Here is a 26,794-nt window from a genome sequence, read left to right on the forward strand (position 1 = left end):
TTTAATATGAAGAAATAAAAGTTTAAGCTTACTTGTGATTAATATTTTTAAAAGTTATAGTTTTTATTATGGCACTTCATTTTAGTAAACAAGAATTCGAAAAAAGAAAACTAGCAACATTGAAGTCTATGAAAGAGCAGAACCTTGATGCTCTTTTAATGTTCCGTCAAGAATCTATGTTTTGGCTTACTGGCTATGACACTTTTGGTTACGTTTTTTTTCAAACGTTAATATTAGACCAAAAAGGAAATATTATTCTTTTAACAAGAGCTCCAGATTTAAGACAGGCACAAAACACATCTAATATTGAAGACATAAGAATTTGGATAGATAAAGACCAGTCTAATCCTACAGATGATCTTAAAATCATCTTAAATGAACTAAATTTAAAAGATAAAAAAATTGGAATTGAATATGAAGCTTACGGTATGACAGGTCGTAACGCTTTAAGACTCAATAAATCACTAGAAGGTTATTGTGAAGTAGAAGATCAATCAGAATTAATTACTAAGCATAGGGTTATTAAATCTCAGGAAGAGATTGTTTATGTAAAAAAAGCTGCAGAACTTGCTGATCAAGGTCTTGATGAAGCGTGGAAATACGCAAAAGCTGGCGCTAGTGAGGCAAAAATTTTAGCTGAAATGCAAAGAGTTGTTTTAGAAGGTGGCGGTGATTATCCGGCAAATGAATATATTATTGGCTCAGGACACAACGCATTACTATGCAGATACCAATCTGAGAAAAGAGTTCTATCAGAAACTGATCAGTTAACTATTGAATGGGCTGGAACATATAAACATTATCACTCTGCAATGTTTAGAACAATTCCTATTGGTAAAGCTGATCCAAAACATATTAAGATGCACGAAGCTTGTGTTGAGGCTTTAAATAATTGTGCAAAAACTTTAATACCAGGAAAAACTGCTGGAAATGTATTTGATATACACGCTAAAACTTTTGATGACCTTGGATACAATAAAGTAAGAATGAATGCTTGTGGTTATTCACTGGGTTCAACCTTTTCTCCAAACTGGATGGACTGGCCAATGTTATACACTGGCAATCCTTATATTATCCAACCAGGTAATGTCTTCTTTATGCATATGATCCTCATGGATTCAGTCAACAATTTAGCCATGAATTTAGGTGAAACGTATTTAGTGACCAAGAATGGTAATGAAAGATTAGGAAAACAGAGGCTAGATTTAGTTGTTCTATAAAATTAACTGCATTTAAATTTTATTATCATCTCTAACTATACTATTTTGACTATCATCCCAATTAGTCACCTTGCTTTCTTGTTTTAAAATTAAGCCCAAAGTATTTCTCAGCTTTTGTTCTAAAATTAGTTTCTTCAGATACCATGCTCTTAAGGCGTGCGTATTGATCTGAAGAAGGTTCAAATTTTGATTTAGAAGAACGAAGATGCTGATAGTCGATATTCAGCCCAAATTCTGATGATAAAAATGGCAATAGCTCCTTACCTGGATCTTTAATATCGCCTACATAATTTATGCACGAGCGCATCTTATAAATCGCTTCATCTACGTTGTAACTAGCGCTAAAATTAAACAGCTGTGCCTCTAGATGCTCTCGTGGAATATTGTCCAGAAAGTGATCAAAGTCTCCAAATGCAAATTTTTTTTCTTCCGATAAGGCTGGATGCGTTTTATCATCGTTAATAAGATCTTTAAGCATATTATAATGAGATATTACTCGTTCAACTGGCTCTCTTAAAAAGCAAAAGGTAAACGTTGAGTCGTCAAGAGTGAGACTATGAAGTGGCTCGTGACTGAATGCAAAAAAAAAAGAACCTTTATTTATTGCTATAGAATTCCATCCAACGCATGACCCTAGCTGCAAATTCATTTTGTGGAGTCTATGCTTGGCTAATTCCTCATAAGTATTTTTATTGCCACCGATAGACTTAATTAACGCTTTGTTTATAGATGTTCCTGCACACTTACGAATATGATTATGTAATATTCTTTGATATCTGGCTTCCCCCTTTATTCTGTTTTCTTTTTTAAATAAAAAAGAGAATATTGCTGATTTAATAATTTTTTTCATTTTTAACCACACCCTTTAGAAATTGAACTTTTTAACATCTTAGCAGTAAAATCAAGTTATTTATTTTGTTTGATTAATCAGACAGTAAACTAGAGATGAATTTGGGTGAAACCTACCTTGTGACCAAGAATGGTAACGAAAGATTAGGGAAACAAAAGTTGGATTTAGTTGTTCTTTAAATTAAATTATATTGATACTGTCTAGCTTTAACAACATCTTCTGGAAGGCTTAACTCCACATCATCTAATCTTATAGATTGATCTTTATAAATGTCTTTCTTAACAATTGCTCCATCTGTCAAACCAAGAGGTAAAATTTTTTCATCTTTTGATTTTTTAGAAGTGATTAATTTTCCTCTAGCACAAAAACCTCCCTCACCATCTAATCGCTCACCAATTTTCAAATCTTTTTTGGCATAAGCTGCAACATCTGCATTATAATTTATAGTTTGTCCTGTTGCTTTTTGATCAAGTGCAATTGCATATATTGATTGAGCAAGTTCTAAGCCAATATAGTGATATGGTCTCCATATAGCTGAATAGCTGCCAGACGAATCGGTCACCATTCCATAATCTTTAAAACAATTTTTAACATATTGATTTTGAGCTTTAATTACTATGTAAACACCCCATCTAAGATCATTTGGAATATCTTTTTGATTTAAATCAATGCTAGATATCACCTCCACTTGACCTTCGTAATCGATTAAGCCTCCTTCTTCTTTTGGAATTAATTTTTTAGCAATGTCATATACTCCCACAGGTGGAAAGGTTAATCCATTACTTGGGCATTTTAAATTTGATGCATTGCTTACAGCACACATTTCAATTGCAGATTTATCTCCACATAAAAAACTATTAAACATTTTAGGATTCATGCCAGATTCAATTTCAGCACGTTCTTTACTTAAACCATAGTGACCCCAAACCGTATCTGGCGTTGAGTATTCAAAATCTGGATGGTACTTGGTCCCTTTACCAGCACAAACTACTGAAAAACCGTTTAACTTAGCCCATTCAATTTGCTCCATAATCAATGAAGGTTGATCTCCATAAGCCATTGAACAAATAACGTTATTTTCTTTTGCAAGATCAGCAAGGTATTTTCCACAAGTAACATCAGCTTCAACATTTACTAATATGATGTGTTTCTTATTTTTAATAATCTTTACAGCATGAACTGTTCCAATAATTGGATTTCCAGTAGCTTCTATAAAAACTTCAACATCTCTATCAATTGCTTCTTCTAAAGAGGTAACAAAGTTTATTTTGTTAACTATCTCAGCAGTTAAACCACTCTTGAGGCAATTTTTTTTTGCATTATCAATATTAATATCAACAATAGTATCAATGATAATTTTTTGTAGTTGATTGTATTGAGCAAGAAACATACTCACGAATTTTCCACATCCAATGAATGCAACTTTTATCGTGTTTTCTCTAGATTGTAGTTTTGTATTTAAAAACATTTGATCACGATATACTATTTTTTTATAAAACTGATGATACTTTTTTTTAACGTCTCGCTTACAATTAAAGTTCCTTTTGCATTTGGGTGCATACCGTCATCTTGATTAAGCTCAGGTTTTAGAGCTACACCTTCTAATAAAAAAGGTATTAAATTTAGATCATATTTCTTAGCAAGCTTTGGATAAATATTATCAAACTTTTTTTTATAACTAATTCCGTGGGTTGTTGGAGCAATCATTCCTGCTAAAATTATTTCTATATTTTTAAGTTTTGCTGTTTGAATAATTTTTTCTAAATTTTTTTCAGTCTCAATGGGACTTATTCCTCTTAACATATCGTTAGCACCCAATCCTAAGATCATTAAATCAATATCAGGTTGAGATAAAGACCACTCAACACGGTTTAATCCACCTGAAGATGTGCTTCCAGATACACTTCCATCAATAACCTCAAGATTATAACCACTTTCATTAAGATTGCTTTGAAGAACAATGGATAAATGTTTTTCCTGTGGAAGACCATAGCCAGCCATTAAGCTATCACCAAATAAGATAACGTTTTCTACAGCATTGGCGTTTATGCTCACTAGACAGAAGGTAATAATTTTAATAATAAATCTTTTAATCATGGATAGTCTTCTTAAGCTAAAAAACGTTAATCTTAAATACCAAACTGGTAATGATACTATTAAGGTTTTAAAGAATATTAATTTAGAGACTAAAAAAAATGAGTCTATTTCAATAGTTGGTGAAAGTGGGTCTGGAAAGACTAGCTTAATCATGCTTGCTGGGGGACTAGAGAAAGCAACCTCTGGTAAGATATTTTTTGAAGATCAAGAAATATCTAAAATGAGTGAAGATGAGGTTTCTAAAATTAGAAGAAAAAATATTGGTATAGTTTTTCAATCTTTCTATCTTATTCCAAATTACACTGCTGTTGAAAATATTGCTCTAACCTTAGAGCTAAATAACTTAAAAAATCCTAATGAACGAGCCAAAGAGTTGTTAGATCGATTTGGGTTAAAAAATAGATTTAATAATTTACCTAGTCAACTTTCAGGTGGTGAACAACAACGTGTAGCTATTGCAAGAGCTATAGCCATGAAGCCAAAACTAATTTTAGCAGATGAGCCTACAGGCAATTTAGACAGTGAAAATTCACAAATGATTGCAGATATTTTGTTTAAATATATCAAGGAAGAAAAATCATCTTTAATTATGGTCACCCATGACCCAAAGCTTGCAAATAAAGCAAAAAGAAAAATTAAAATCAAAGATGGAAAAATTGTCTAAGCTTTCAGAGTACAAGTTAACTTTGATATATGCTTTAAGAGACTTGAGTAGAAATTATAAAAAAATTTCTAGTATTATTTTAACACTTTTTATCAGTCTATTTATCTTAAGTTCAATTTTCACAATTGAAGATAGTTTGAATAAAGAATTAAATAATAATTCGAGAGCACTTTTAGGTGGAGATATTGAAATTGATTATAATCGTAATGTTGGCAACTTAGAATTAATTAACCAAGTTAAAAAATTTGCTACCGTTTCACAAATGGTTGAGTTTAGCACCATGATCTCAACTACCAATCAAACTAAAAATAAATCAATATTTTCTAGAATTAAATCAGTAGATCAAAATTACCCATTATTTGGCAAGGTAGGTTATGAACCAAGTGGTGTATTTGAAAAATTACAAACTATAGAGAATACAATCCTTGTTAATGAAAACATTTTCAAAAATCTTAATTTAGAAATCAATGATAAAATCAAAGTTCAAGATCAGTTGTTTACTGTAATTGGTATCGTAAAATCTGTACCTGATATTGGAGGTGCTTTTGTATTTGGTGATTTTGCTTTAGCTGGCAAACAAACATTAGAATTATTAAAACTTAATAACCTAGGCAGTTTTTTAAATTATGAATATAAAGTAAAATTTAATGAAGGAGATAATCCAAAGGCTTTATCTAAAAAGATTGAGCAATTATTTAAAGATGAAAAAAAGGTTAAACTTAGATATCACGAAAAATCTGATGGTCCTTTAAAAAGAATAATTGATAATTTCTCTCAGTTTTTGTCTCTTGTATCAATTAGTGCAATGTTAATTGCAGGAATTGGAATAGCAAACACCTTGCTTTCATTCATTAATCAAAACAATATGTCTATAGCGGTTAAGAAGTCTCTAGGCTTTTTCTCAAAGGATATAAAGATAGTCTACTATCTACAATTACTTATCCTATTATTTATAATATCCACTGCCGCCTACTCTTTTAGCTTCTTTCTAGTCCCTATTGTTGATGTTTATCTGTCAGCTGGTCTTGGATTAAATATTGAAGGTAGTTTTTCTATTCTTAATTATTTCAAAGTTTTTTCAGTAGGGTTATTAGTATTAATCATATTTTCTATACCAACCATTAATGCAATTGATCAAGTTAAGGCATCAAACTTATTTAGAAATGTGTTTCAAAACCTTCAATTTTATTATTCAAAAAAATCAATCGTTTTAAGTCTATTATTATTATCAATTTTAATTTCTTTATTTACCATTGGTTCTGCTCGACCCATTTATAGCTTAGGTTATTTTGGAGCTTTCTTTGTTTGTCTATTAGTCTTTTATTTATTATCAAACTTGGTTATTAAATTATTTAAAGGACTTAAAGAACACCCAAATATTTCAATTAAAGTATCAGTTAAAAACATCACTCAAACTAAAAGTATTACCCCTATAACTATTATGTCTTTAGGTTTAGGCGTCACCTTATTGTTAACTTTGGCTTTTGTGGGTTCAAACTTTAAAAGAGAAATTGCAAAATCTATACCAGAGCTTGCGCCTGATTATTTTTTCATTGGTATTCAAAGTGATGAAAGACAAATATTTGAAGATTTAATTTTTGAAATGGATAAAAAAGCTAACCTTGAAATTGTCCCGATGGTTTCAACAGGTATTCTAAAAATTAATGGAATAGATCCTAATACTTATATCGATTCAAGTAATGACAGTCACTGGGTGATTAGAAATGACAGAAGGTCTTCTTGGGCTGATAAAGTCTTAAAAGATAATCCAATTGTAGAAGGTAAATGGTGGGACTTAAGTAGACCTGATAAACTTCAAATTTCACTTGATAGTAAAATTGCTAAAGATTTTAATATTAAAATTGGTGATATTTTTACTTTAAATATTTATGGACGTGAAATTGAAGGTGAAATTATAAACTTTAGATTGGTAGACTACAGAGATTTTACTATTAACTTTGCAATGTTATTAAATCCTCAATTTGCAAAAAATATACCTCATGAATATTTAGCTACATCAAAATTTAAAAACTTAGAAAATTTTAACGAAACTGCTTTACTAGATAAAATGCCTAGCCTCTCTATTATAAAAATTACTGATTACTTAGAGAAAGTAACAGATCTTTTAAACAAAGTGTTTATTGCTGTAACTGTTATCTCTGCAATAACTATAGTTATTGGTTTAATTGTAATATCCAGTGCAATTATAGTTCAGGGTAAAATTAAAGAATTTCAAAATTTAATATTCAAAATTTTAGGCTTTTCCAAAGTAGAGGTTGTGCTCTCTTCAATTATTGAGTTTTTTATTATATTCACATCCATAATTCTAATAGCTCTCTTTTTTGCGGTCATAGGTTCGCAATTTATCATTGAAAATATTTTTCAAATCACTTGGAAGTTTGACTTAGCAATATTTTTACAGGTAACTATTGGGATTGGGCTTGCTACATTAATCTTAATTATGATTACTAATTTTAAGTATTTAAGCCCTAAAGTTTATCCACTTATAAGAAATCAATAACTACACATCAGATCGCGATCTAAACCTCTCAAAAATCAATCTTGTTTTAACTCCAATATTTAAAAATGGCTGAGGTGGAAGCCAAGTGGGCTTACTTCTGGATTCTATTATATTAATTTCATCACTATTTTCATTACTTGCTTTAATTGCTATCTGTTCACCAAATAAAGTTCCAACACCTATGCCAGAACCATTATAGCAACCTGCAGCAAAAATATGATCATCAATTTTTTCAAATATTTGAGAACTATTTCTTGTTCTAGAAACAATACCTGACCATGAAGACTTAATAATATCGTTAGGTAATTGTGGAAATCTTTTTTTAATTCCTAGTTTTTGTTTAATTGATCTCTTGTCTAGTTCTGATTGAGTCATTTTTGATGGGTCGTGTACCTCAGCAGTATTTCTAATTAAAATTCTTCTATCTTTCGTCATTCTAATTGTTGCACCCATGGGTTTAACTGGTAGTACACCCCACTCATTTGGTTCACCAAGAGCTCTAAACTCTTCATCTGTTAAAGGTCTTGTCATGCTGGCAGTTAATGTCAGTGGAAAATTATAATTTGATTTAATACCTAATGATTTCAAAAAGCCATTTGTAGCAAAAATAATTTTTTTAGTATTGATTTTCTCATTATTGAAATTACATGAAATTATGTCATTATTTTTTTCCCAATCTAATAAAGGTGAGTTTTCAAATAATTGAACATTGTCAGGCAATGTATCAATCATAGCTCTAGCTAGTTTTCCAGGGTGTAATAAAATTCCGCCTTTAGTGTGAAGAGCAACAGTATAAAAACTTGTACCTAATTTTTTGGTTAGTTCATTATTAAAAAGTAAATTATGATTATAACCTAGTTTTGATAGTGTTTCTGAAAATTTTAATAATATTTTCTGATCTTCAGATTTAGATGATGCAAAATACTTACCACACTCATTCCACTCACAATCTACCTGGTATTCTTTGATAAATTTTTTTACAGCTTTAATTCCCAATTCATAGATATCTGCTTTTTTTTTATAATTTTCTAATTCTTTGTTTGATGTAAAGCCATCATTAAGAGTTGTATCAACCAGGTAACCTGAGTTTCTACTACTTGCGCCCTCGCCTGCTAATTGAGCGTCAACCAATATTATTTTTTGACTAGGGTGTAATTGACTTAATTTTCGCGCTACTGATAATCCTGTATAACCTGCTCCAATTATTAACCAATCACATTCTTGATTAACTGACAGTGTTTTAATATTAGTTCTTAATGGTAAATCATTAATCCAACTACATGATTTATCATTGGTTAATTTCATAAAACTTTTTGAGAAATTAATTTCTTTTTTAAACAATTGCTAATAACTTTTGAAACTATACTAGATCCTTTTTCAGTAAAATGGCAATCGTCAATTAAATGGTCAGTATTAGGCAAAATTTTTGATGAAAGATCACAAAAGTTTAGTTGATTTTTTTTAATAATTTTTTCCAAATAATTATTATAGAGTAATGATATATGAATCATACTTGATAAATCTAATGTAAAATCCTGGAATGGTGGTGTCATCCAAAATCTTCTTTTTAATTTATTAGTTACATTATCATTATAACCAGTTGGTTGATTTATAAAAAAACAATTATATTCATTCAATTTACATTCTTTTATTATTAGATTAGTGTAATAATTATATTCTTCACTTACATTTTCTGGTTTGAATTTTTTTTTAAATTGTTTTTCCAATGAGTTAGACATCGGTTTAAGCCAATCTACAATTCTCTTGTCTGAGTTTTGTGCATAAAAATGACTTTCTCCATCTATAATGGTTTTTGTTAAAGCATTTGGTGTCAATATAGTTGCAGATGTTTTAGTTTCTTTTTTATCATTTTTAATTAATTTTCTATTAATTTGTTTCTTAATATTAGAGACAATCTTAAATAATGTTGATTTAGTAAAATCATACCTAATTTCAAAATAAGGAAAAATATATTTTTTATTATTAACAATATGGTTATTCCAATCATTTACACCGATTAAAAAAACAACAATATCTGGTTTAAATTTTTTAATATTTTTTAATGATATATAGTGGTGATGAATTCTTAGACCAGCTAAGCTCATATTAATCATTTCTATATCTTTCGATGTATGCAAAGATAAATCCTTAGCTAACAAACTCGACCAAGTTTTATTATCATCTGTCATATTTTCTTCTGTTGTGCTTGCACCTATGGTAAATAATCTAATTGAATTACCTGGTTTATTAAAATATTTTATCTTTTTATTTGTACGGTTACCTTTTTGATCAGTAGTAATAGTATGTGTTCCATTCCACATTCCACTAAAAAAATCTGATTTATAGTTTATGACTTCAGTGTAATTTGGAAGTCTAAAAGGTACATCAAAAGTTTTTTGGAAAAAAAAAGGAGTAGTTATCAAATTTAAAACAATAATTATAAAACAATTATATAAAATAATTTTAATTTTAATATTTTTTACAAAAAAAGTTAGAAAAATTACTGATATAAAGAAAATAAATAAAAATGAGATAATTTTATCATTTTCATAATAAAGGGGTATTCTAAAACTTAAAAATAATACAAAACTTAAAAAAAAAATTACTAAACTTTTTAAAAATATGATTTTCTTCATTTTTTTAATATTAAATTAAAAATTAATATAAGTATTAATCAAAAATAATCTCACTTAAAATTTTATTGGCTAGAATTGAATTACCATATCTTTTTAAATGTATATCTTGATCAATATAGATTAATTTTTTCCAATTGGGGTTATTTTCTTTAATAACTGCAAAATCTTTAAATAAATTTAAAACTTTTTTACATCTATGTTTTTTACAAATTTCATTTGTATAGCTCTCCCAATTAAAAATTTTCTGACCATATATTAAATTTTCAGGCCAAGGAAAGATTATAAGATACAATTCAGTATTATTTTTTTTTGCTAAATTTGAAATTTTACCAAAATATTCATCAATATAATTTAATGATAAATTAAAACTTTCATTAGTTAAAAATGGAGTATTTTCTTTATTAATTTTTTCGTATGTGAAATTTGCTACTTCTGTCTTTAAAGCAATATCTTCATATTTGTTATTATTTATAAGAAAGTTTTTTCTTATGCTTCTAAAAAAATTTCTTGTGTAAAATGTTAGCAGTCTAATTCCCTTAAAGTTTGAGCCTTTAATTTTATCCCAACTATCAATTTCTTTAACAGCTCTGTGAGTTTTAATTACTGGTGTATCTAGTGACGTGATATCATGCCACCTAAAAGAAGCATCAACTACATCAGTCATATCCAAGGTTACAAAAATATGTGAAGCTTTTTTATTTTTTTTATAAAAATCCTCAATTCGTTTAAGGTACATCCTTATTCCATAACTTGGTACAGCTAAATTATATACTTCATAATTATCTAGATTTGCTTGAATAATTCCAGAAAAAGAATCTTCATAAGTAATGCCATAACCATAAGTCTGTAAGTCACCAACAAATAGAATATTTTTAACAATTTCTTTTCTTGGTTTTCCTGAAAATCTGTAACCGTTTTCATCTGTATAAACATTGTAAGGTGCTACCGTTCTTAAGGACTCTGTAGCTATACAATTTTTTTTAAAATCATAATAATGATATTCTTTTTTATCAGCAGTTAAATTATAAAATTTAAAACAATTGTAGTTAATATCTTTTATATTACCAAAGTTACTATAAAGAATATCACCTAAAATTATAAAAAAGGAATAAACAAAAAATAGAATAAAAAATTTTTTAATTTTAGTATTTATTTTAATCCAACTCAAATTCATTTTTATAATCTTTTTTAAGCTGTGAATTTTGATCAATTTTTTTTAGAAAGCAATTACCTATTACTAAATTATCTAATTCGGTACCCATAAAACAATTAAATGCATCTGTTGGTGTATTTACAATTGGTTCACCTCTAACATTAAATGAAGTATTTACTAAAACTGGGGAATTAGTTTTTTCCTTAAATTTTTTTAGTAATTCAAAAAACTTAGGGTTTGTGTCTTTCGAAACTGTTTGTATTCTAGCAGAATAATCAACATGGGTCACTGCAGGTATCTCGGATCTTTTAATGTTTAATTTTTCAATTCCAAATAATTTATCCTCAACATCGTTCATTTTGATAACTTTTTTAGAGTTAATATTAGCAACTAAAAGCATATAGGGACTTTTAGTTTCAATATCAAACCACTCTTTAACATCTTCCTCTAATATTGAAGGTGCGAATGGTCTAAAACTTTCCCTATATTTAACTTTTAAATTTAAGTTTTTTTGCATTTCAGTAGATCTAGCATCACCCAAGATTGATCTAGCACCAAGTGCTCTGGGTCCAAATTCCATTCTCCCCTGAAACCATCCAATTGCATCTCCATTCGATAAACTTTCTACTGTTTTTTCAATTAAATCTTTTTCTTCTAATACTTCATATTTAGCACCTATGTTTTTTAATTCATTTTCAATAGTGTTTTGTGAATATTCGGGACCTAAATAAGAACCTTTCATATCATCCTTCATATTTATCGTTCTTAGATTTTTTTGTTCGATATGCCAAAGTGCTAATGCAGCGCCTAATGATCCACCCGCATCTCCTGAAGCTGGTTGTATCCAAATATTTTCAAAAATTTTTTCTTTAAGAATTTTTCCGTTTGCAACACAGTTAAGTGCAACACCGCCAGCCAAACAAAGATTTGGCAAATTGTATTCTTTTTTTAATGATCTTGCCAATTTTATCATTATATCTTCTGTAACTTTTTGTATTGAAGCAGCTATATCCATGTGGAATTGTGTTATTTTATTTTTTTTGGGATCTCTTTTATCTTGACCAAATAAATCATCAAATTTTTTATTTGTCATAGTAAGTCCAGTTGCATAATTAAAATAATCTTGTTTTAAATGAAATGATCCATCATCTTTGATGTCAATTAAATTATTGATAATTTTTTCCTCATAAATAGGTTTTCCATAAGGTGCTAAACCCATAAGTTTATATTCACCACTATTTACTTTGAATCCAGTATAATATGTAAAAGCTGAATATAACAAACCTAAGGAATGTGGAAAATGAATTTCTTTTTTAATTTCAAGATTGTTATTGATGCCAATTGCAACCGTTGATGTTGCCCACTCACCCACACCATCAGCTGTTAGAACTATAGCTTCAGAAAATGGAGATGGAAAAAAAGCACTTGATGCATGACTTAAATGATGATCGGAAAAAAATATTTTATTTTCATCATTAAATTTTTCATCATGAACCTTAAGCTCATTAAAAAGTTGTTTTTTTTGAAATAATTTATCACGTAACCAAACTGGCATCGCTTTACAGAAAGACTTAAATCCCCTTGGAGCAAATGCCACATAAGTTTCAAGCAGTCTTTCAAATTTTAGAAATGGCTTTTCATAAAAAATAATTTGATCAACTTCACTAAGTTTTAAATTTGCAAACTTTAAAACAAATTCTACTGCATTAAATGGGTAACTGGCATCATGTTTTATTCTTGTAAATCTCTCTTCTTGAGCTGCAGCAATTATTTCACCATCTATTAAGATTGTAGCTGAGCTGTCATGATAAAAAGCTGAAATACCTAGAATTGACTTCATTTTAAAAAATTGTATAAATAAGTGGGCCTATTGCTGATCCCTGAGATAAAATAATTATAAAACCAAAAAGAGCGAGAGTAACTAAAATTGGTGTTAACCAATATTTCTTTCTTACTATTATAAATCTCCAAAACTCTTTTAAAAATGCCATTTTATTTAATTATATTAAGAATATTTTTCTATCATATTTTAAGATAGTTTCACCACTATAATAAAGTTTAACTAAAATATTTTTTTTTACCAATTACTATAAATAGCCCACCATCAGAACCAAGACCAGTAAATACCATTGATACTTGATTCATTAATCTAGAGTAAAGATTGCCCACAGATTGTTTTTTAAATAAATTTTCAAAATGATCATCATTAAAATCACATGACGGAACAGAATTTACAAATTCAATATTATTATTATTAAACCATTTTAATACCTCATCTAATGTATGTAAACTCTCAACAGGATGAATATATTGATCCCTTATCCAGGCTTTTTGTTCATCTTTATCATTTTTAAAATTTCTTAAAGTTGGATCAATAATCTTTAAAAAAAATTCACCAAAAATATTGTAAAAAAATTTTCTAATTAATGTTCGAATTCTTCCTATCTTGTTGTACAAACCAATTAATATGTAGCCTTCATTTTTTAATGATTTTGTAATTATTCTAAATGCTTCTATTGGACTCTTTGTGTGATGAAGAACTCCACTGCACCAAATAAAATCAAAAAAATTGTCTTTCAACACATCATCAAAAATATCTGCATTAACAAACTTAACATTTTGAATATCATTTTTTTTTGCAAAATTTGATGCTAGTTTTAAAGATTCAATTGTGGGATCTAGTCCAACAACATTATTATTTGTTCCAATTGAAAAATAGTTTGAAATTTGTCCAGTACCACAACCAACTTCTAAAACATTTTTATTATAGCCTATAAATTTTTTAAATTGTGATGCTAAAATATTTTTATTTCCCTTTGCTAAAATTGTACTTTTATTATCATCATTCTTATAGTTTGGGAAAGGACTTTCTTTATAGAAATCTGTTACTTTTTTAGTAACTTGATCCTTAATTTCAAGAGTGATGATATTTTCTTTAAGTAAAAAGTCTTTTTTTAAAAATTTGTTCATCTTTTGTTAAATATTTATTTTAAAAAAGAACATAAATAAAAGGGGCAATTGCAGAACCTTGACTTAAGATTATAAGTCCACCAAAGATAAACAAAAAAACGAATATAGGTAATAGCCAATATTTTTTTCTTATTTTTAAAAATTGCCAAAATTCTTTTAAAAAACTCATAATTAAAATTGGTCCTTCATTCTACTTTTAGGGCCAGTTTTTTCTATCCAATATGATTTGGAATTATTTCTTTTTAAATTTAAAACATCTTTACCGAATAACTTCATTAATAAAGAAATTGGTGTTACTACTAAAAAAAAAACTACACCCATTACTATTGGTGAAACAAAGCTTCCTAATAAAATTCCAAATTTAAACCATACTTTATTTAAGGGTGTTAAAATGTTTGAGTTAATTATTCCTAGTATTAAAAAAATTAAACTTATAATTAATGACCAAACCCTTATGTCTTGATCGTTAATTATTGGATAAATTGAAATTAATAAAAATACAACAAAAAATACAATACCAAAACTTCTGTTAGAGCTTATTTTTATATTATTTTTTTTCAAAATTAAATTAATGAAGGTTGTTTCTTCATATCTTCTTTTTTTATACCAGCAACTTTAACAGGTCTTTTCATAGCATCTCTTCTAAAAGGCTCTCCCAGTTCTTGGTTAAGAATTACTTCAATAAATGTTGTAATTCCTTTCTTTTGATCTTCACATGATTGCTTGATAGCAGCGGTAGTCTCTTCCATAGTTCGAACAGTAATACCTTTTAATCCACATGCTACTGCAACTTTTGCATAACTTAATTCTGGATCAAGCTCTGTTCCAACAAAATTGTCATCAAACCATAAGGTAGTATTTCTTTTTTCAGCACCCCATTGGTAGTTTCTAAAAATTACCATTGAAATTGCTGGCCATTCTGGTCTTGCCACTGAACTCATTTCGTTCATGCTGATACCGAATGCGCCGTCACCTGCAAAACCAATTACCGGTGTATCAGGACATCCAATTTTTGCTCCAAGAATTGCTGGAAAACCATAACCACAAGGACCAAATAATCCTGGTGCTAAATATTTTCTACCTTTTTCAAATGTAGGATAAGCATTACCAATTGCACAGTTATTTCCAATGTCGCTTGATATAATTACATCATCAGGCATACCTGCTTGAATTCCTCTCCAAGCTTCTCTAGGAGACATTCTATCTGCATCTCTTTTTCTAGCTTCTGCATTCCAAACTGTACCTTCATCATCATCTTCATGATCTAGGCTTGATAACTCTTGTAACCAAGCAGATTTAGTTTGGTGAATTGTATTTTTTCTCTCTTCTCTATTAGTATCTCCTGCTGTTGGAGAAAGTTGAGCTAAAATTTGTTGAGATACTAATTTTGCATCCCCACAAATACCAACTGATACTTTTTTAGTTAAACCAATTCTATCTGAATTCATATCAACTTGAATGATACTTGCATCTTTAGGCCAGTAATCCATTCCATAACCAGGTAAAGTTGAAAAAGGATTTAGTCTTGTACCAAGCGCAAGTACTACATCTGCTTTTTGAATTAATTCCATTCCAGCTTTCGACCCATTGTATCCTAATGGTCCAGCTGCTAATGGGTGACTTCCTGGGAAACTATCATTGTGTTGATACCCTGAACAAACTGGGGCATCTAGTTTTTCAGCTAATTTTTTACAATCTTCAATCGCTCCACCAATTACAACACCCGCACCAGATAATATTACTGGAAATTTAGCGTTTGATAATAAGTCAGCTGCTTTTTTGATTGCTTCAACTCCACCCGCTTGTCTTTCTAGTCTTACAATTGGAGGAAGATCAATATCGATTACTTGTGTCCAATAATCTCTTGGAACATTTATTTGTGCAGGAGCTGATCCTCTGATCGCTTTTTCAATTACTCTATTTAATACTTCTGCCATCCTTGAAGCGTCTCTAACTTCTTCTTGATAACAAACCATATCTTTAAATAAATTCATTTGTTCTACTTCTTGAAATCCACCTTGACCCATAGTTTTATTGGCAGCTTGTGGTGTTACTAATAATAATGGTGTGTGGTTCCAGTATGCAGTTTTAATTGGTGTTACAAGACCAGTAATTCCAGGACCATTTTGTGCAATAACCATTGACATTTTACCAGTAGATCTAGTGTAACCATCTGCAATTAATCCACCGTTTGTTTCATGAGCAACATCCCAAAAAGTAATTCCAGCGTCAGGAAAAATATCCGAAATAGGCATAAAGGCTGAACCAATAATTCCAAAGGCATGTTCAATACCGTGCATTTGTAAAACTTTTACAAAAGCTTCTTCTGTTGTCATTTTAGTCATAATAGTTAGGCCTTCCTGCTTGAGTTGTTGAAATAATCTATAAATAATTTGTTAATTTTAAAGATTAATATATAAGAATTAAAAAATTTCAAACAAACAAATCGACACAATTATGGCTACAGACATTATTATACATGACGAGAAAGACAACGTAGGAGTAGTTGTTATTGATAAAATCACTCCAAAACAAGATTGCGCATGTTGGATTATGGAAAATGACAAAACAGTTCAAATTCAATCAGTAGATGAAATTCAATTAGGACATAAAATTGCAATGGTTGACCTTAATGAAGGTGATACTATTTTGAAATATGGTCATGATATTGGAAAAGTAGTTAAATCAATCAAAAAAGGTGAGCATGTTCATGTTCACAATGTAAAAACGAAGAAGTGGTAAAAAATATGGAAATTCCAAAAAGTTTTTTAGGTTATAAAAGAGAAAATGGCAGAGTTGGTACTAGAAATCACGTAATCATCTTACCTGTAGATGATATATCAAATGCTTGTGCTGAAGCTGTAGCAAATAATATTAAAGGTACAATGGCCCTTCCTCATTCTTATGGAAGACTTCAATTTGGTGCTGACTTAGATTTACACTTTAGAACAATGATTGGGACAGGGAAAAACCCTAACGTTGCTGCTGTAATTGTTATTGGAATTGAACCTAAATGGACAAAAAGAATTGTTGATGAAATTGCGAAAACCGGAAAACCAGTTGAAGGATTTCATATCGAAAGAACTGGTGACATTGGAACAATCATGAAAGCTTCTAAAAAAGCTCAAGAATTTGCTATGTGGGCTTCTGAAAAACAAAGAGAAGAATGTCCTCTAAGTGATTTATGGATTTCGGTTAAATGCGGTGAATCTGATACAACATCAGGTCTTGCTGCTAACCCAACAGTTGGAAACTTAATGGATAAATTAGAGCCATTAGGAGTTCATTTATGTTTTGGTGAAACGTCAGAACTAACTGGTGCTGAAAAAGTTTGTGCTACACGTGGTGCAACCCCTGAAGCCTCAAAAAAATTCATGAAAACGTGGAGTGATTACAACGATTTTATTCTAAAAGAAGCAACAGATGATCTTTCAGAAAGTCAACCAACTGCAGGGAATATTGCGGGTGGGTTAACTACAATTGAAGAAAAGGCATTTGGAAACTTCCAAAAAATTGGAAATTGTAAATTTATTGATGTTTTAGAGCCAGCAGAAGAGCCTACTAAAGGAAAAGGATTGTACTTTATGGATACTTCATCTGCAGCAGCAGAGTGTATTACACTTCAAGCAGCTGCTGGATTTAACATTCACTTATTCCCAACAGGTCAAGGTAATATTGTAGGTAACCCTATTGAGCCTGTTGTAAAATTAACCGCCAATCCATTAACTGTAAAAGGTATGGGTGAGCATATCGATTGTGATGTATCAAAGATTTTATCCCGTGAGATGACTATGTCTGAAGCTGGTGATGAATTAATCAAATCAATGATTAGGGTTGCTAACGGCAGATTAACTTGTGCTGAAGCTTTAGGTCATAAAGAGTTTGTTATGACTAAGCTTTATAGAAGTGCTTAAAACTCATCTATTAATTAATGTTATTTAAAAAATACTTGGTCCTTGTACCAGGTATCATTTTAGCACTTGTTCTCTACACTTTATCTCAAGGTTTAAATAATATCATTGGTATTGAATTGCTAGGATACGCTAAAAGTCCAATATCAACAGCAATGATTGCAATTCTAATGGGAATTGTATTTGGAAATATTTTTCAGATGAGAGAGGGTTTTTTACTTGGAATAAATTTTACTCAAAAATATATTTTAAAACTTGGAATAATTTGTCTTGGTATTCAATTAAAGCCGTTTGAATTTTTAAAATTTGGCTCTGTTGCTATACCATTAATTATTGTGTGCATCATAAGCGTATTAATTGTAATTAAACTATTGATTAAGAAATTAAAAATCTCAACGAGGATGGCTTACCTAATATCAATTGGTAGTACCGTTTGTGGAACGACAGCAATTATGGCTACTGCTCCAATAATTAAAGCTAATAAAGGTGAAGTTGCTTATGCAATTGCCAACATCACAGTTTTTGGAATAATTTCAATGTTAGTTTATCCATATTTTGCGAATATTTATTTTAATGGAGACCCAATGTATGTGGGGCTTTTTTTAGGAACAGCCATCCATGAAACATCTCAAGTTGCAGCAGCTGGTTTAATTTATGATCAACAATTTAATAGTCCTGAAACATTAAATATAGCAACTGTAACAAAACTTATTAGAAATACTTTTCTAATTATCATGATCCCTCTTTTTGCTTATCTTTATAATAGGAACGAAACTAAGACTAAAAACTATTCAATACTTAATATTTTCCCATATTTTGTATTAGGTTTTATTGGAATGATTATATTTCGAAATATTGGAGATCAACTATTTTTATCAGAAAATTCTCAACCAATTTGGCAAAACCTAGTATTAACTGTTAAAGATTCTGCTAAGGTTTTCTTAAGTATGGCAATGGCTGCTGTTGGACTATCAACTAACTTAAAAGACCTAAAATCCATGGGTTATAAACCCTTTGTTGTAGGATTTATTGCAATGATAACGGTTGGTTTGGTAAGTATTATTTCCATGAGAATTTTTACAGAACTATTTCTATAACGATCATATTGTTATATTAACAGATTAGATAAATGAATAAGAATAAAAAAATATTAATCACAGGTACCTCTGGTTTCATTGGGTTTTCTTTAGCTTTAAATTTACTCAAGAAAGGACATAAAATTCTTGGCTACGATTCAATTAATGATTACTACGATGTTAATCTTAAGCTTTCTAGAAACAAAATATTAAAAAAATTTAAAAACTTTAGTTTTATAAAAGGTGAACTTGAAAATCAGAAAAAACTTAATAAAAATGTTCTAAGTTTTAAACCTGAAATAATCATTCATCTAGCAGCCCAAGCAGGCGTTAGATATAGTTTAGATGTTCCAAAAAAATATATATCATCGAATATAATTGGAACATTTAATATAATTGAAATTGCACATAAAATTAAAGTTAAGCATTTACTGATAGCATCAAGTTCTTCAGTCTATGGAGCAAATAAACAATCTGCTTTTAAAGAAACAGATAAAACAGATACTCAATTAAGCATTTATGCTGCTACTAAAAAATCAACAGAAAGTATTGCTCATTCATATTCATCGCTCTGGAAAATACCAATTACCATGTTACGTTTTTTTACGGTATATGGTCCTTGGGGCAGACCAGATATGGCTTATTTCAAATTTACAAATGCAATAATTAAAAATAAAAAAATTGATGTTTACAATGGTGGTGAGATGTACAGAGATTTTACATATATAGATGATGTGACAAAGTCTATAGAACTTCTAATTAATAAAATACCATCACAAAATAAGAAAAGTAATTATAAAAATGATAGCTTATCAAATGTTGCTCCATATAGAATAATTAATATTGGCAATCAAAAGAAAGTTTATCTAAAAGATTTTATATCAGCCTTAGAAAAGAAATTAAATAAAAAAGCTAAAAAAAATAATATGTCTATGCAAAAAGGAGATGTCAAAAAAACATTATCAAATACAAATCTTTTGTATCAAATAATTAAATATAAACCCAAAGTAAATTATATAAATGGAATCTCTACTTTTGTAGAGTGGTACAAAAAGTATTATAAATAAAATTCTGGTTATATTTTTTAAATACAAAAATGAATAAAAAACAAAATATTTTAGTTACAGGTGGAGCTGGTTATATTGGTTCTCATATAGTTGAACTTTTAGTTAAAACTAAATCAAACAATATAAAAAAAAGATTATTCAAAGTGCGGTTAAATGGGAAAAAAAATTAAACTATGACTTCTTTAGTAACATCTTTTTTTTAAAATTAGAAAAAACACGCCTAATAAGAGCGGTCCCAACTCCTAAAATAATTGCAAACATAATTGAAAATAATCCATAAAAAAATGGCATGTCTTCAGAAAATTCTAAAATAAATAGTGAGAAAAAGTTTAAATCTGAAGTCAATACTTGAAATATTTCTTTTTCAGTTTGCTCAGCAAAAAATGTTTCATAAGCAATAGCTATTCCAACTAACAACAGTAAAATTGCTAATAATGCTTTTAAACCAGAGCTATCAATTTTTTCACCAAGTTTTTGTCCTATTTGGACACCTATAATTGATCCAACAACTAACATAACAACTAGCATTAGATCTATAGATCCAAAATTAAATGAATGCAAAAAAGTAACTATGACACTCACAAAAATTGTTACAAACAAAGAAGTTCCTGGAACTAATTTTGTGGGCATTTTGATTATATAAATCATTGCAGGTACCAATATAAAAGCACCTCCTATACCCATTATAGCAGCAATAAATCCTACAATTAAACCAATTATAATTGGGGTAAATATACTTTCGTATAATTTTGATTTTGGAAATCGCATTCTTAATGGAAGACCATGTATCCAATAATGAACATGTAATTTTTTTTTAACAATTAGATTTCTTTTTGCTCTGTCTATTTCTCCAAGACTTTCGACTAACATTAATGTGCCAATTATTGCAAGTATATACATGTAGGCTAAAGAAATAACTGTATCAATTTTTCCAATGCCTTTAAAATATGTAAAAATATAGATACCCAGTGCAGTTCCCATTGTGCCACCAATGACAATCATAAGGCCCATTTTATAATCTAAAGTATTTTTTAAATAATGCGTTGTTGATCCTGATACCGATGTTGCAAGAATATTGTTAGCTTCATTTGCAACTGCATATGCAGGGGGTACACCTAAAAAAATTAAGAATGGTGTCATTAAAAAACCCCCACCAACACCAAATAAACCTGAAAGTACTCCAACGATTGCACTCAATAAAAGTATTTCAATAGGATTAACAAATACTTGAGCTATAGGTAAAAAAACTTCCATAAAACTTTAATTACATTTCATTATTCTTTATGTTTAATTAATTCAATAGAGATATATATAATGATGTCAATAAACTTAATAAAAAAATTAACCTAAATGAATAAATTTTTTATCTTGATAATTCTAAATATATTGTTTTTTTCAAAGGTAATAGCAGCTACAGCTAATTGTGTTAATTGTGAATGTGAATTTATTGATAATTATCATTATAAATTTGCTAAAACATATTGTTCTCAAAACTTAAGTTTTGAAAAAGTTAAAACAGAGCTTTCATATTTTACAATACTGAAAACTAGTCAAAAATGTGATGTTTTTGAAATAATAGAATAAAATTAATCAATATAATTATTTAAAAATATTATTAATTTCTTCGTCTAAATCTGTATTTTTTTCAGATTTAATTTTTTCATCTTTTAAATTTTTATTTTTAATATCGTTTAATACTTTTGAATTAATAGATTCTTCTTCAGCAATTTTTTTGACAAATGGAGTCCCGACAATATTGGTTTTAGTTAAAGAATTGTTTAAATCTTTAATTTGTTTAAAAATATCTTCTTTTACTTTTTCAGATGAAGCAAAATTACCTTTAATCATTTCATATTTTTTTTGAATATTTATTATTTCATTCGATAATCTAACGTTGTCTTCTTGGTAAAATTTTATTTGATTAGACATTTCTTCAATTCGAGATTTATGGATTAAAGAATCAGATTGAGCCTGCTTTAATCGGATTATGTCATTTTGTAGATTTTTATTATGTTTGATAAAACGACTTACAGTACTTTTTAATTCAGTATTGTTTACCAAAAAATTTCTGTTAGATGACTTTTGCTCTGCCAGTTTTTTTTCTAATTTAAAGGTATAAGATTGTAATTGATTTTTGTTATTCTTATAGGTTTCAATTAATATTTTTTGATTTTCAAGTATGTCTGATTGTATATTATTTTTTTCACTTAGGTTATAAATTTCATCTTCTTGTTTTTTTATTGAACTCGAAATTTTTAATGATTGATCTTGAAAATCATTTTTTAATTCAAAAGTAGCTTTTTTTATATCTAAAAATTTGTCTTTAATGTTTTGGTCAAGTTTTGGTAAATGAAATTTATCTTTTATAAGATCATTAATTTTTAAAATCTCATCTTTAATTATTAATTGTCCATCATCATTATTAGATGCCAAAGGTGAATGGTGATTAGTTTTATTTAAATCATCATTTTTATCATTCATAAATGAAAACTTTGCTTAAACTATTTTAAAAAACCAGGTGAAAAAAATTTAAATTTTTTGATCTTATTATTCTCTTCTTGTTGATTTTTATTATGTTTTTCTGACGTATTTAAATTTTTATTAATACTTACTATTTCACCAGTATCATTTTTAGAACTTTCTTCGTTTAAGGAATTATTTTTTTCTTCGGGTTCCTCGGTAGTGTATGAACTTATTCTTGTTTCTAAATAATTAGTTTTATTCTCAATGTCTTTGTTTTGACTGGAAATGTTTTCAGAAGTTGTTCTAATTTTATTATTAATTTTTTTAACTTCATTTACCAATTCTAATTCTTCTAAGTTTAATTTTTCTGTTTCTTTTAAACGATTTTCAAAAACATTAACTTTTTCTTGTAATAATGTTTGTTTTTTTAATTCATTATTTTTGTCTTTTAAATCATTAAGCAGTTGGTCTATTTTACCTTGGTGTTCTTTTTTTTTATAATTTATTTTTATTTCAGCATTATCTAAATCTTTGCTTAATTCTTCTAATCTATTTTCTAAATATACTGTTCTTGACTCGTATATTGATTGATCATTACAATATTTACATTGGATCACTTTACCTTCTAGTTCAGAATTTTCATTCATAACATAGAATTTTTTTTTACAATTTTTGCAATGTATCATCATAAATTTATAAAATAATTTTAACCTTTTAAAAATAATGAGTCAATAATTACAAAAGATTGTTAATTGTATAAATTATTAGTTATTTTAGATTGTTTGAAATTAAATTTTAGAAAAAATTCTATTAATTACTTCATCAAGACTTTTTTGCTCATTATCATTTAGTGTTTCATTTTTTTCTTCAGTTTTAACTAAACTTTGTTTTATAAAGTTCGATGGAATAATGTTGGTTTTTTCATCTATTGATTTATTAAGTTCTTTAATTTTATTGGATATTTCTTCTTTTTCAGTTTCTATAAAGTTTAAATTTTCTTTGATTGTTATATTTTTCTTTTGTGCCGCTAAAAGTTCACTAGACAATCTAACATTATCCTCTTGGTAAAATTTTACTTTTTCTGTCTGTGCTTCTAATTTTAAATAATTTGATTTTTCTGCTAAGTCAAGTCTCTCTTGTATTTTTTTTGTATTTACTATGTATCTAGATACAGTATTTTTAAGTTCAGAATTATGAATTTCATTAGATCTGTTTTTTTCTATATTTTCATTTAAATCATTCTTTGTTTTATTTAAATCAGCTTTCAAATCCTTGTTTTCTATATCTAGCTCTTTATTATTTTCAGCAACTTGATTCAAATTATTATGTAAAACATTGTTATCACTTTTTAATTCTACAATTTCCTTATCTAACTTTTCTTTATTTTCAGTAATTTGATTTAAATTCTTTTGTAAAACTTCATTATTATTTCTTAATTCATTAATTTCACTATTTAATTGTATTTTATTTATTTCTAAATTTTTATTATCTAACAAAACTGACTCATGGTCATTTTTTAATGCTTGATAACTTTTTTTTAAATTAGCTTCAGTTTGTTTTAAAATATTTACTTGATTTCTTAAATTTTTTATCTCTAACTGTTCATCTATAATTAATTTAAGAGTACTTTTCCTAACCTTTTTTTTAAGATACGAGTAAAGTTCATTTATCATATGATCTTTTACTTCTGGTTTGATCTTAGTTTTATAATTAAATGAATCTATATTATACTTAGGTACATTAGATGCCTCATTGTTTAATAATAATGGCTTTTTTTTATTTTCACCTAAAATAGCACTTTCTGCTTCAGCAATTATACTTTCTGTCTTGGGAGGTAATTTTATATCTTTTATTTTTTTACTTTTTTTAGGTAAAGTTTTTGTTTTTGGCTTTATAAAACTATTCGTAGCTTCTACTATTTCTTTTATAGAATATATTTTCATAAATATTTAGAATCAATTGTGTGTTATTTATAATTGATGGTCATATTTTTTCAAGTATTGGTTGTATTAACCAATACCTTTACTTTGATAGATTGTTGATAAATAGCCTACCATCGTCGTAATCACTTAAGCATACACTACTTAATTTTCCTGAAAAATAACAACCAGTATCAATATTTATTCTATGTAAGTTATTAATGATATTTTCTTCAGGTGTGTGACCATGAACAATAATTTTTTCTGCTTTAAAATCCTTATCAAAAAAACTTTTGGATCTAGACCATAAAAAATCTTCTTTTGTTTGATCTTCTAATATTTTTTTTGGGTCTATTCCGGCATGAACAAATAAATAATTTTCTGATGAGAATAATAATTCTAGACCTTTAAAGAAATTAATATGCTCTTCACTCATTGTGCTTAACAGTCTATTCCTTAATTGATCAATAATATCATCTCCAAATCCGTCTTTGATAAAGTCGACAACTTCAATGCCATAACTTCTAAGGGTTTGATCAAGACCAAAATTTAACCAATTTTCAATATTGTTTTTGTTATTAAATAAAAAATCAATCATGAATTCATCATGATTACCCATTAAATTTACAGTTTTGATCTTATTATTTTTTAATTTAAGAATTTGATTAATAACTTCTTTTGAGTTTTTTCCTCTATCAATATAATCTCCTAAATAAATGATTAGATCATTTTTTACATCAAACTTATCATGAGTAAGTATCTTTTTATGCAGCGATGTTAATTCGTTTAAGCATCCATGAATATCTCCAATAGCAAATATATTCATTTCTCAATCAACTCTTTGAAATAAGACCACAAATATAGTCCTAATTAAAATATATACATCCAACATTAAATTCCAATTTTTAATGTAGTATAAATCATGTTGAAAGCGTTTATTCATAGCACCTTCAGAGTCAGTTGGTCCCCTTGATCCATTTACTTGTGCCCACCCTGTTATACCTGGTAAACATTTATGTCTTTGCATAAAATTCTTAATATCATTTGAATAATATTTGGTATGATCAATCATATGAGGTCTCGGCCCAACTATCGCCATGTCGCCTTTAAGAACATTAATGAATTGAGGTAATTCATCAATGCTTAATCGTCTGATAATTTTACCTACTTTTAAAAGTCTACTATCTCCTGCTTTAACTTGTAAGGTCTCATTATTATTTTTCATATTTTTAATAGACCTTAATTTTAAAATATCAAAAGATGAACCATCCCAGCCAGTCCTTTTTTGACTAAAAAATATTGGAAATCCGTCTTCTATTAAAATTAATATGGAAAATATTAGTATAATTGGTGACATCAATATTAAAGCCAATAAAGAAAATATTTTATCAAATATACTTTTAATTAAAAAACTAGTTCCAAAAAAAGGAGAAAATGAAATGTTATAGAAATCAAAGCCAGCTTCACTATCTAACCCCTCAATAAATTTAAATTTTGATTCAGGTTGAATTAGTCGACAATCTACAGAAAAGTTTAAAAATTTATCTATCAAACTTTCGATATATGATTGTGTTTTTGAGGATGAAATGATCCATACTTGCCCTATAGCATGATGATTTAATATCTGACCAAAATTTTCTTTCAAACTAAAGCTTGGTATTCCATAAAAATTTAAATCTTTTTTATCCAACTGGTCTATAGCTATTAAGCATTTAATAACTGAGTTACTTATTTTTTTTGGAAATTTTTGAATGATATTTTGACACCCTTCAGTATCTCCAATTAAAAGAATGTTTCTTTGTATTGCATTTGAGCTTATTAATTTTGAATAAATAAGGTCAAATAATACTTTTGAAAGTAAAAACAGTGTTAAAGATATTCCCATATAAGTGAAAAGCCAGATACGAGAATAATCATCTGTAGTTTTAAGCATTACCGTTAATAAAATTACAATAACAAATGTTTGAATAAGTAATAAAAATTCAAGTCTAAGCCACTGAACTGTTCCTTTTATATATCTATTTTCCTTAAAGTTAAAAAATGATAAAATCAAAAAAATCAATAAGATATATATTGTTCCTTTAAAGTATATTTCGGATAGCTCCAATGTCTTATTTCTAATAAAGTAGGCTAATACTGAACTTAAATATAAAACTGCACTTAAAAATAAATAATAAAGTAAAAGAAATGATTTATCGTCTCTTTGAAATATTTTTTCAAACAACATTACAATGATTATATTTATTT

Annotated in this window: 27 protein-coding genes; 9 read left to right on the forward strand and 18 right to left on the reverse strand. The window is 28.0% G+C overall.

Translation table 11 applies throughout. From position 1 onward, the window contains the following. The first annotated feature begins 68 nt into the window (after nucleotides 1–68). Nucleotides 69–1,220, forward strand: a complete 1,152-nt coding sequence (locus ABXT61_RS04020; protein WP_415314491.1) for a M24 family metallopeptidase — start codon at nucleotides 69–71, stop codon at nucleotides 1,218–1,220. Nucleotides 1,221–1,281: 61 nt separating this feature from the next. On the opposite strand, the gene ABXT61_RS04025 is transcribed toward ABXT61_RS04020, so the two are convergent. The 3 genes from ABXT61_RS04025 to ABXT61_RS04035 form a co-directional block, all read right to left on the reverse strand. Then, nucleotides 1,282–2,082 carry a sulfotransferase family 2 domain-containing protein gene (locus ABXT61_RS04025; protein ID WP_415314492.1) on the reverse strand — a complete coding sequence of 267 codons (801 nt, stop codon included), beginning with the start codon at nucleotides 2,080–2,082 and terminating at the stop codon, nucleotides 1,282–1,284. Nucleotides 2,083–2,245: 163 nt separating this feature from the next. Next, nucleotides 2,246–3,538 carry an NAD(P)H-dependent oxidoreductase gene (locus ABXT61_RS04030; protein WP_415314493.1) on the reverse strand — a complete coding sequence of 431 codons (1,293 nt, stop codon included), beginning with the start codon at nucleotides 3,536–3,538 and terminating at the stop codon, nucleotides 2,246–2,248. A gap of 14 nt (nucleotides 3,539–3,552) precedes the next feature. Further along, complete coding sequence (locus ABXT61_RS04035; RefSeq protein WP_415314494.1) at nucleotides 3,553–4,167, reverse strand: arylesterase; 615 nt, start codon at nucleotides 4,165–4,167, stop codon at nucleotides 3,553–3,555. Here ABXT61_RS04035 and ABXT61_RS04040 point away from each other — a divergent pair. Together ABXT61_RS04040 and ABXT61_RS04045 are read left to right on the forward strand one after the other, a co-directional pair. Beyond that, nucleotides 4,166–4,831, forward strand: coding sequence for an ABC transporter ATP-binding protein (locus tag ABXT61_RS04040; protein WP_415314495.1), 666 nt, complete (start codon nucleotides 4,166–4,168; stop codon nucleotides 4,829–4,831). The genes ABXT61_RS04035 and ABXT61_RS04040 overlap by 2 nt on opposite strands. Continuing rightward, nucleotides 4,767–7,352: an ABC transporter permease gene (locus ABXT61_RS04045; RefSeq protein ID WP_415314496.1), complete on the forward strand. Its 2,586-nt coding sequence runs from the start codon at nucleotides 4,767–4,769 to the stop codon at nucleotides 7,350–7,352. The genes ABXT61_RS04040 and ABXT61_RS04045 overlap by 65 nt, the downstream gene beginning before the upstream one ends. Here ABXT61_RS04045 and ABXT61_RS04050 read toward each other — a convergent pair whose 3' ends face one another. The 9 genes from ABXT61_RS04050 to xsc all read right to left on the reverse strand — a co-directional run bounded on the left by ABXT61_RS04050 (nucleotide 7,353) and on the right by xsc (nucleotide 16,456). Then, entirely contained in the window at nucleotides 7,353–8,657 is a 1,305-nt protein-coding gene (locus tag ABXT61_RS04050) for an NAD(P)/FAD-dependent oxidoreductase (RefSeq protein WP_415314497.1), read from the reverse strand. Continuing rightward, nucleotides 8,654–9,988, reverse strand: coding sequence for an SGNH/GDSL hydrolase family protein (locus ABXT61_RS04055; RefSeq protein ID WP_415314498.1), 1,335 nt, complete (start codon nucleotides 9,986–9,988; stop codon nucleotides 8,654–8,656). Before ABXT61_RS04055 ends, ABXT61_RS04050 begins: the two co-directional genes overlap by 4 nt. A gap of 34 nt (nucleotides 9,989–10,022) precedes the next feature. Then, nucleotides 10,023–11,162, reverse strand: a complete 1,140-nt coding sequence (locus ABXT61_RS04060; protein WP_415314499.1) for a hypothetical protein — start codon at nucleotides 11,160–11,162, stop codon at nucleotides 10,023–10,025. Next, nucleotides 11,143–12,981, reverse strand: a complete 1,839-nt coding sequence (locus ABXT61_RS04065; protein ID WP_415314500.1) for a carbamoyltransferase — start codon at nucleotides 12,979–12,981, stop codon at nucleotides 11,143–11,145. The genes ABXT61_RS04060 and ABXT61_RS04065 overlap by 20 nt, the downstream gene beginning before the upstream one ends. A 1-nt stretch (nucleotide 12,982) precedes the next feature. Continuing rightward, nucleotides 12,983–13,132, reverse strand: a complete 150-nt coding sequence (locus ABXT61_RS04070; RefSeq protein WP_415314501.1) for a DUF5989 family protein — start codon at nucleotides 13,130–13,132, stop codon at nucleotides 12,983–12,985. A 67-nt stretch (nucleotides 13,133–13,199) separates the two neighbouring features. Continuing rightward, nucleotides 13,200–14,111, reverse strand: coding sequence for a class I SAM-dependent methyltransferase (locus tag ABXT61_RS04075; protein WP_415314502.1), 912 nt, complete (start codon nucleotides 14,109–14,111; stop codon nucleotides 13,200–13,202). 19 nt (nucleotides 14,112–14,130) lie between these two features. After that, nucleotides 14,131–14,280, reverse strand: coding sequence for a DUF5989 family protein (locus ABXT61_RS04080; RefSeq protein ID WP_415314503.1), 150 nt, complete (start codon nucleotides 14,278–14,280; stop codon nucleotides 14,131–14,133). Between the two features lie 2 nt (nucleotides 14,281–14,282). Continuing rightward, nucleotides 14,283–14,672, reverse strand: coding sequence for an SxtJ family membrane protein (locus tag ABXT61_RS04085; protein ID WP_415314504.1), 390 nt, complete (start codon nucleotides 14,670–14,672; stop codon nucleotides 14,283–14,285). Nucleotides 14,673–14,674: 2 nt separating this feature from the next. Further along, a complete protein-coding gene (xsc, locus tag ABXT61_RS04090) occupies nucleotides 14,675–16,456 on the reverse strand; it encodes a sulfoacetaldehyde acetyltransferase (RefSeq protein ID WP_415314505.1) in 1,782 nt (593 codons plus the stop codon). A 112-nt stretch (nucleotides 16,457–16,568) separates the two neighbouring features. On the opposite strand from xsc, the gene ABXT61_RS04095 reads away from it, so the two are divergent. Genes ABXT61_RS04095 through ABXT61_RS04115 form a run of 5 tightly spaced genes read left to right on the forward strand, consistent with a single transcriptional unit; the run spans nucleotide 16,569 to nucleotide 20,335 of the window. After that, complete coding sequence (locus ABXT61_RS04095) at nucleotides 16,569–16,853, forward strand: UxaA family hydrolase (RefSeq protein ID WP_006997074.1); 285 nt, start codon at nucleotides 16,569–16,571, stop codon at nucleotides 16,851–16,853. Between the two features lie 5 nt (nucleotides 16,854–16,858). Then, nucleotides 16,859–18,025 (forward strand): UxaA family hydrolase, encoded by a 1,167-nt coding sequence (locus tag ABXT61_RS04100; RefSeq protein WP_415314506.1) that lies wholly within the window; start codon nucleotides 16,859–16,861, stop codon nucleotides 18,023–18,025. 17 nt (nucleotides 18,026–18,042) lie between these two features. Next, entirely contained in the window at nucleotides 18,043–19,119 is a 1,077-nt protein-coding gene (locus ABXT61_RS04105; protein WP_415314507.1) for a YeiH family protein, read from the forward strand. A 32-nt stretch (nucleotides 19,120–19,151) separates the two neighbouring features. Then, nucleotides 19,152–20,165, forward strand: a complete 1,014-nt coding sequence (locus ABXT61_RS04110; protein ID WP_415314508.1) for an NAD-dependent epimerase/dehydratase family protein — start codon at nucleotides 19,152–19,154, stop codon at nucleotides 20,163–20,165. Between the two features lie 29 nt (nucleotides 20,166–20,194). Beyond that, entirely contained in the window at nucleotides 20,195–20,335 is a 141-nt protein-coding gene (locus ABXT61_RS04115) for an NAD-dependent epimerase/dehydratase family protein (RefSeq protein WP_415314509.1), read from the forward strand. A gap of 1 nt (nucleotide 20,336) precedes the next feature. Here the strand turns inward: ABXT61_RS04115 and ABXT61_RS04120 are convergent, their stop codons facing one another. Next, nucleotides 20,337–21,419 (reverse strand): sulfite exporter TauE/SafE family protein, encoded by a 1,083-nt coding sequence (locus tag ABXT61_RS04120; RefSeq protein ID WP_415314510.1) that lies wholly within the window; start codon nucleotides 21,417–21,419, stop codon nucleotides 20,337–20,339. A gap of 96 nt (nucleotides 21,420–21,515) precedes the next feature. On the opposite strand from ABXT61_RS04120, the gene ABXT61_RS04125 reads away from it, so the two are divergent. Then, the gene (locus tag ABXT61_RS04125) at nucleotides 21,516–21,749 is read left to right on the forward strand and encodes a hypothetical protein (protein ID WP_415314511.1); all 234 of its coding nucleotides are present in this window, start codon (nucleotides 21,516–21,518) and stop codon (nucleotides 21,747–21,749) included. Between the two features lie 15 nt (nucleotides 21,750–21,764). On the opposite strand, the gene ABXT61_RS04130 is transcribed toward ABXT61_RS04125, so the two are convergent. From ABXT61_RS04130 to ABXT61_RS04150, 5 genes are all read right to left on the reverse strand, one after another. Next, a complete protein-coding gene (locus ABXT61_RS04130) occupies nucleotides 21,765–22,646 on the reverse strand; it encodes a hypothetical protein (RefSeq protein ID WP_415314512.1) in 882 nt (293 codons plus the stop codon). A 20-nt stretch (nucleotides 22,647–22,666) separates the two neighbouring features. Further along, the gene (locus tag ABXT61_RS04135) at nucleotides 22,667–23,317 is read right to left on the reverse strand and encodes an MJ0042-type zinc finger domain-containing protein (RefSeq protein ID WP_415314513.1); all 651 of its coding nucleotides are present in this window, start codon (nucleotides 23,315–23,317) and stop codon (nucleotides 22,667–22,669) included. A gap of 99 nt (nucleotides 23,318–23,416) precedes the next feature. Continuing rightward, the gene (locus ABXT61_RS04140; RefSeq protein ID WP_415314514.1) at nucleotides 23,417–24,571 is read right to left on the reverse strand and encodes a hypothetical protein; all 1,155 of its coding nucleotides are present in this window, start codon (nucleotides 24,569–24,571) and stop codon (nucleotides 23,417–23,419) included. 79 nt (nucleotides 24,572–24,650) lie between these two features. Then, nucleotides 24,651–25,373: a metallophosphoesterase family protein gene (locus ABXT61_RS04145; RefSeq protein WP_415314515.1), complete on the reverse strand. Its 723-nt coding sequence runs from the start codon at nucleotides 25,371–25,373 to the stop codon at nucleotides 24,651–24,653. A 3-nt stretch (nucleotides 25,374–25,376) separates the two neighbouring features. Beyond that, nucleotides 25,377–26,774: an exopolysaccharide biosynthesis polyprenyl glycosylphosphotransferase gene (locus tag ABXT61_RS04150; protein WP_415314516.1), complete on the reverse strand. Its 1,398-nt coding sequence runs from the start codon at nucleotides 26,772–26,774 to the stop codon at nucleotides 25,377–25,379. Nucleotides 26,775–26,794 lie beyond the last annotated feature (20 nt).

It is taken from the genome of Candidatus Pelagibacter sp. Uisw_137 (genome assembly GCF_047720245.1).
Lineage (GTDB): Bacteria > Pseudomonadota > Alphaproteobacteria > Pelagibacterales > Pelagibacteraceae > Pelagibacter.

Excerpts from the sequence above, each read along its gene's own strand:
- xsc (WP_415314505.1), bottom strand. The coding sequence starts at position 16,456 with ATGACTAAAATGACAACAGAAGAAGCTTTTGTAAAAGTTTTACAAATG.
- ABXT61_RS04055 (WP_415314498.1), bottom strand. The coding sequence starts at position 9,988 with ATGAAGAAAATCATATTTTTAAAAAGTTTAGTAATTTTTTTTTTAAGT.
- ABXT61_RS04080 (WP_415314503.1), bottom strand. The coding sequence starts at position 14,280 with ATGAGTTTTTTAAAAGAATTTTGGCAATTTTTAAAAATAAGAAAAAAA.
- ABXT61_RS04050 (WP_415314497.1), bottom strand. The coding sequence starts at position 8,657 with ATGAAATTAACCAATGATAAATCATGTAGTTGGATTAATGATTTACCA.
- ABXT61_RS04130 (WP_415314512.1), bottom strand. The coding sequence starts at position 22,646 with ATGAATGATAAAAATGATGATTTAAATAAAACTAATCACCATTCACCT.
- ABXT61_RS04040 (WP_415314495.1), top strand. The coding sequence starts at position 4,166 with ATGGATAGTCTTCTTAAGCTAAAAAACGTTAATCTTAAATACCAAACT.
- ABXT61_RS04020 (WP_415314491.1), top strand. The coding sequence starts at position 69 with ATGGCACTTCATTTTAGTAAACAAGAATTCGAAAAAAGAAAACTAGCA.
- ABXT61_RS04095 (WP_006997074.1), top strand. The coding sequence starts at position 16,569 with ATGGCTACAGACATTATTATACATGACGAGAAAGACAACGTAGGAGTA.
- ABXT61_RS04125 (WP_415314511.1), top strand. The coding sequence starts at position 21,516 with ATGAATAAATTTTTTATCTTGATAATTCTAAATATATTGTTTTTTTCA.
- ABXT61_RS04145 (WP_415314515.1), bottom strand. The coding sequence starts at position 25,373 with ATGAATATATTTGCTATTGGAGATATTCATGGATGCTTAAACGAATTA.
- ABXT61_RS04065 (WP_415314500.1), bottom strand. The coding sequence starts at position 12,981 with ATGAAGTCAATTCTAGGTATTTCAGCTTTTTATCATGACAGCTCAGCT.
- ABXT61_RS04150 (WP_415314516.1), bottom strand. The coding sequence starts at position 26,774 with ATGTTGTTTGAAAAAATATTTCAAAGAGACGATAAATCATTTCTTTTA.
- ABXT61_RS04135 (WP_415314513.1), bottom strand. The coding sequence starts at position 23,317 with ATGATGATACATTGCAAAAATTGTAAAAAAAAATTCTATGTTATGAAT.
- ABXT61_RS04110 (WP_415314508.1), top strand. The coding sequence starts at position 19,152 with ATGAATAAGAATAAAAAAATATTAATCACAGGTACCTCTGGTTTCATT.
- ABXT61_RS04075 (WP_415314502.1), bottom strand. The coding sequence starts at position 14,111 with ATGAACAAATTTTTAAAAAAAGACTTTTTACTTAAAGAAAATATCATC.
- ABXT61_RS04045 (WP_415314496.1), top strand. The coding sequence starts at position 4,767 with ATGACCCAAAGCTTGCAAATAAAGCAAAAAGAAAAATTAAAATCAAAG.
- ABXT61_RS04115 (WP_415314509.1), top strand. The coding sequence starts at position 20,195 with ATGAATAAAAAACAAAATATTTTAGTTACAGGTGGAGCTGGTTATATT.
- ABXT61_RS04120 (WP_415314510.1), bottom strand. The coding sequence starts at position 21,419 with ATGGAAGTTTTTTTACCTATAGCTCAAGTATTTGTTAATCCTATTGAA.
- ABXT61_RS04035 (WP_415314494.1), bottom strand. The coding sequence starts at position 4,167 with ATGATTAAAAGATTTATTATTAAAATTATTACCTTCTGTCTAGTGAGC.
- ABXT61_RS04030 (WP_415314493.1), bottom strand. The coding sequence starts at position 3,538 with ATGTTTTTAAATACAAAACTACAATCTAGAGAAAACACGATAAAAGTT.
- ABXT61_RS04105 (WP_415314507.1), top strand. The coding sequence starts at position 18,043 with ATGTTATTTAAAAAATACTTGGTCCTTGTACCAGGTATCATTTTAGCA.
- ABXT61_RS04100 (WP_415314506.1), top strand. The coding sequence starts at position 16,859 with ATGGAAATTCCAAAAAGTTTTTTAGGTTATAAAAGAGAAAATGGCAGA.
- ABXT61_RS04060 (WP_415314499.1), bottom strand. The coding sequence starts at position 11,162 with ATGAATTTGAGTTGGATTAAAATAAATACTAAAATTAAAAAATTTTTT.
- ABXT61_RS04070 (WP_415314501.1), bottom strand. The coding sequence starts at position 13,132 with ATGGCATTTTTAAAAGAGTTTTGGAGATTTATAATAGTAAGAAAGAAA.
- ABXT61_RS04140 (WP_415314514.1), bottom strand. The coding sequence starts at position 24,571 with ATGAAAATATATTCTATAAAAGAAATAGTAGAAGCTACGAATAGTTTT.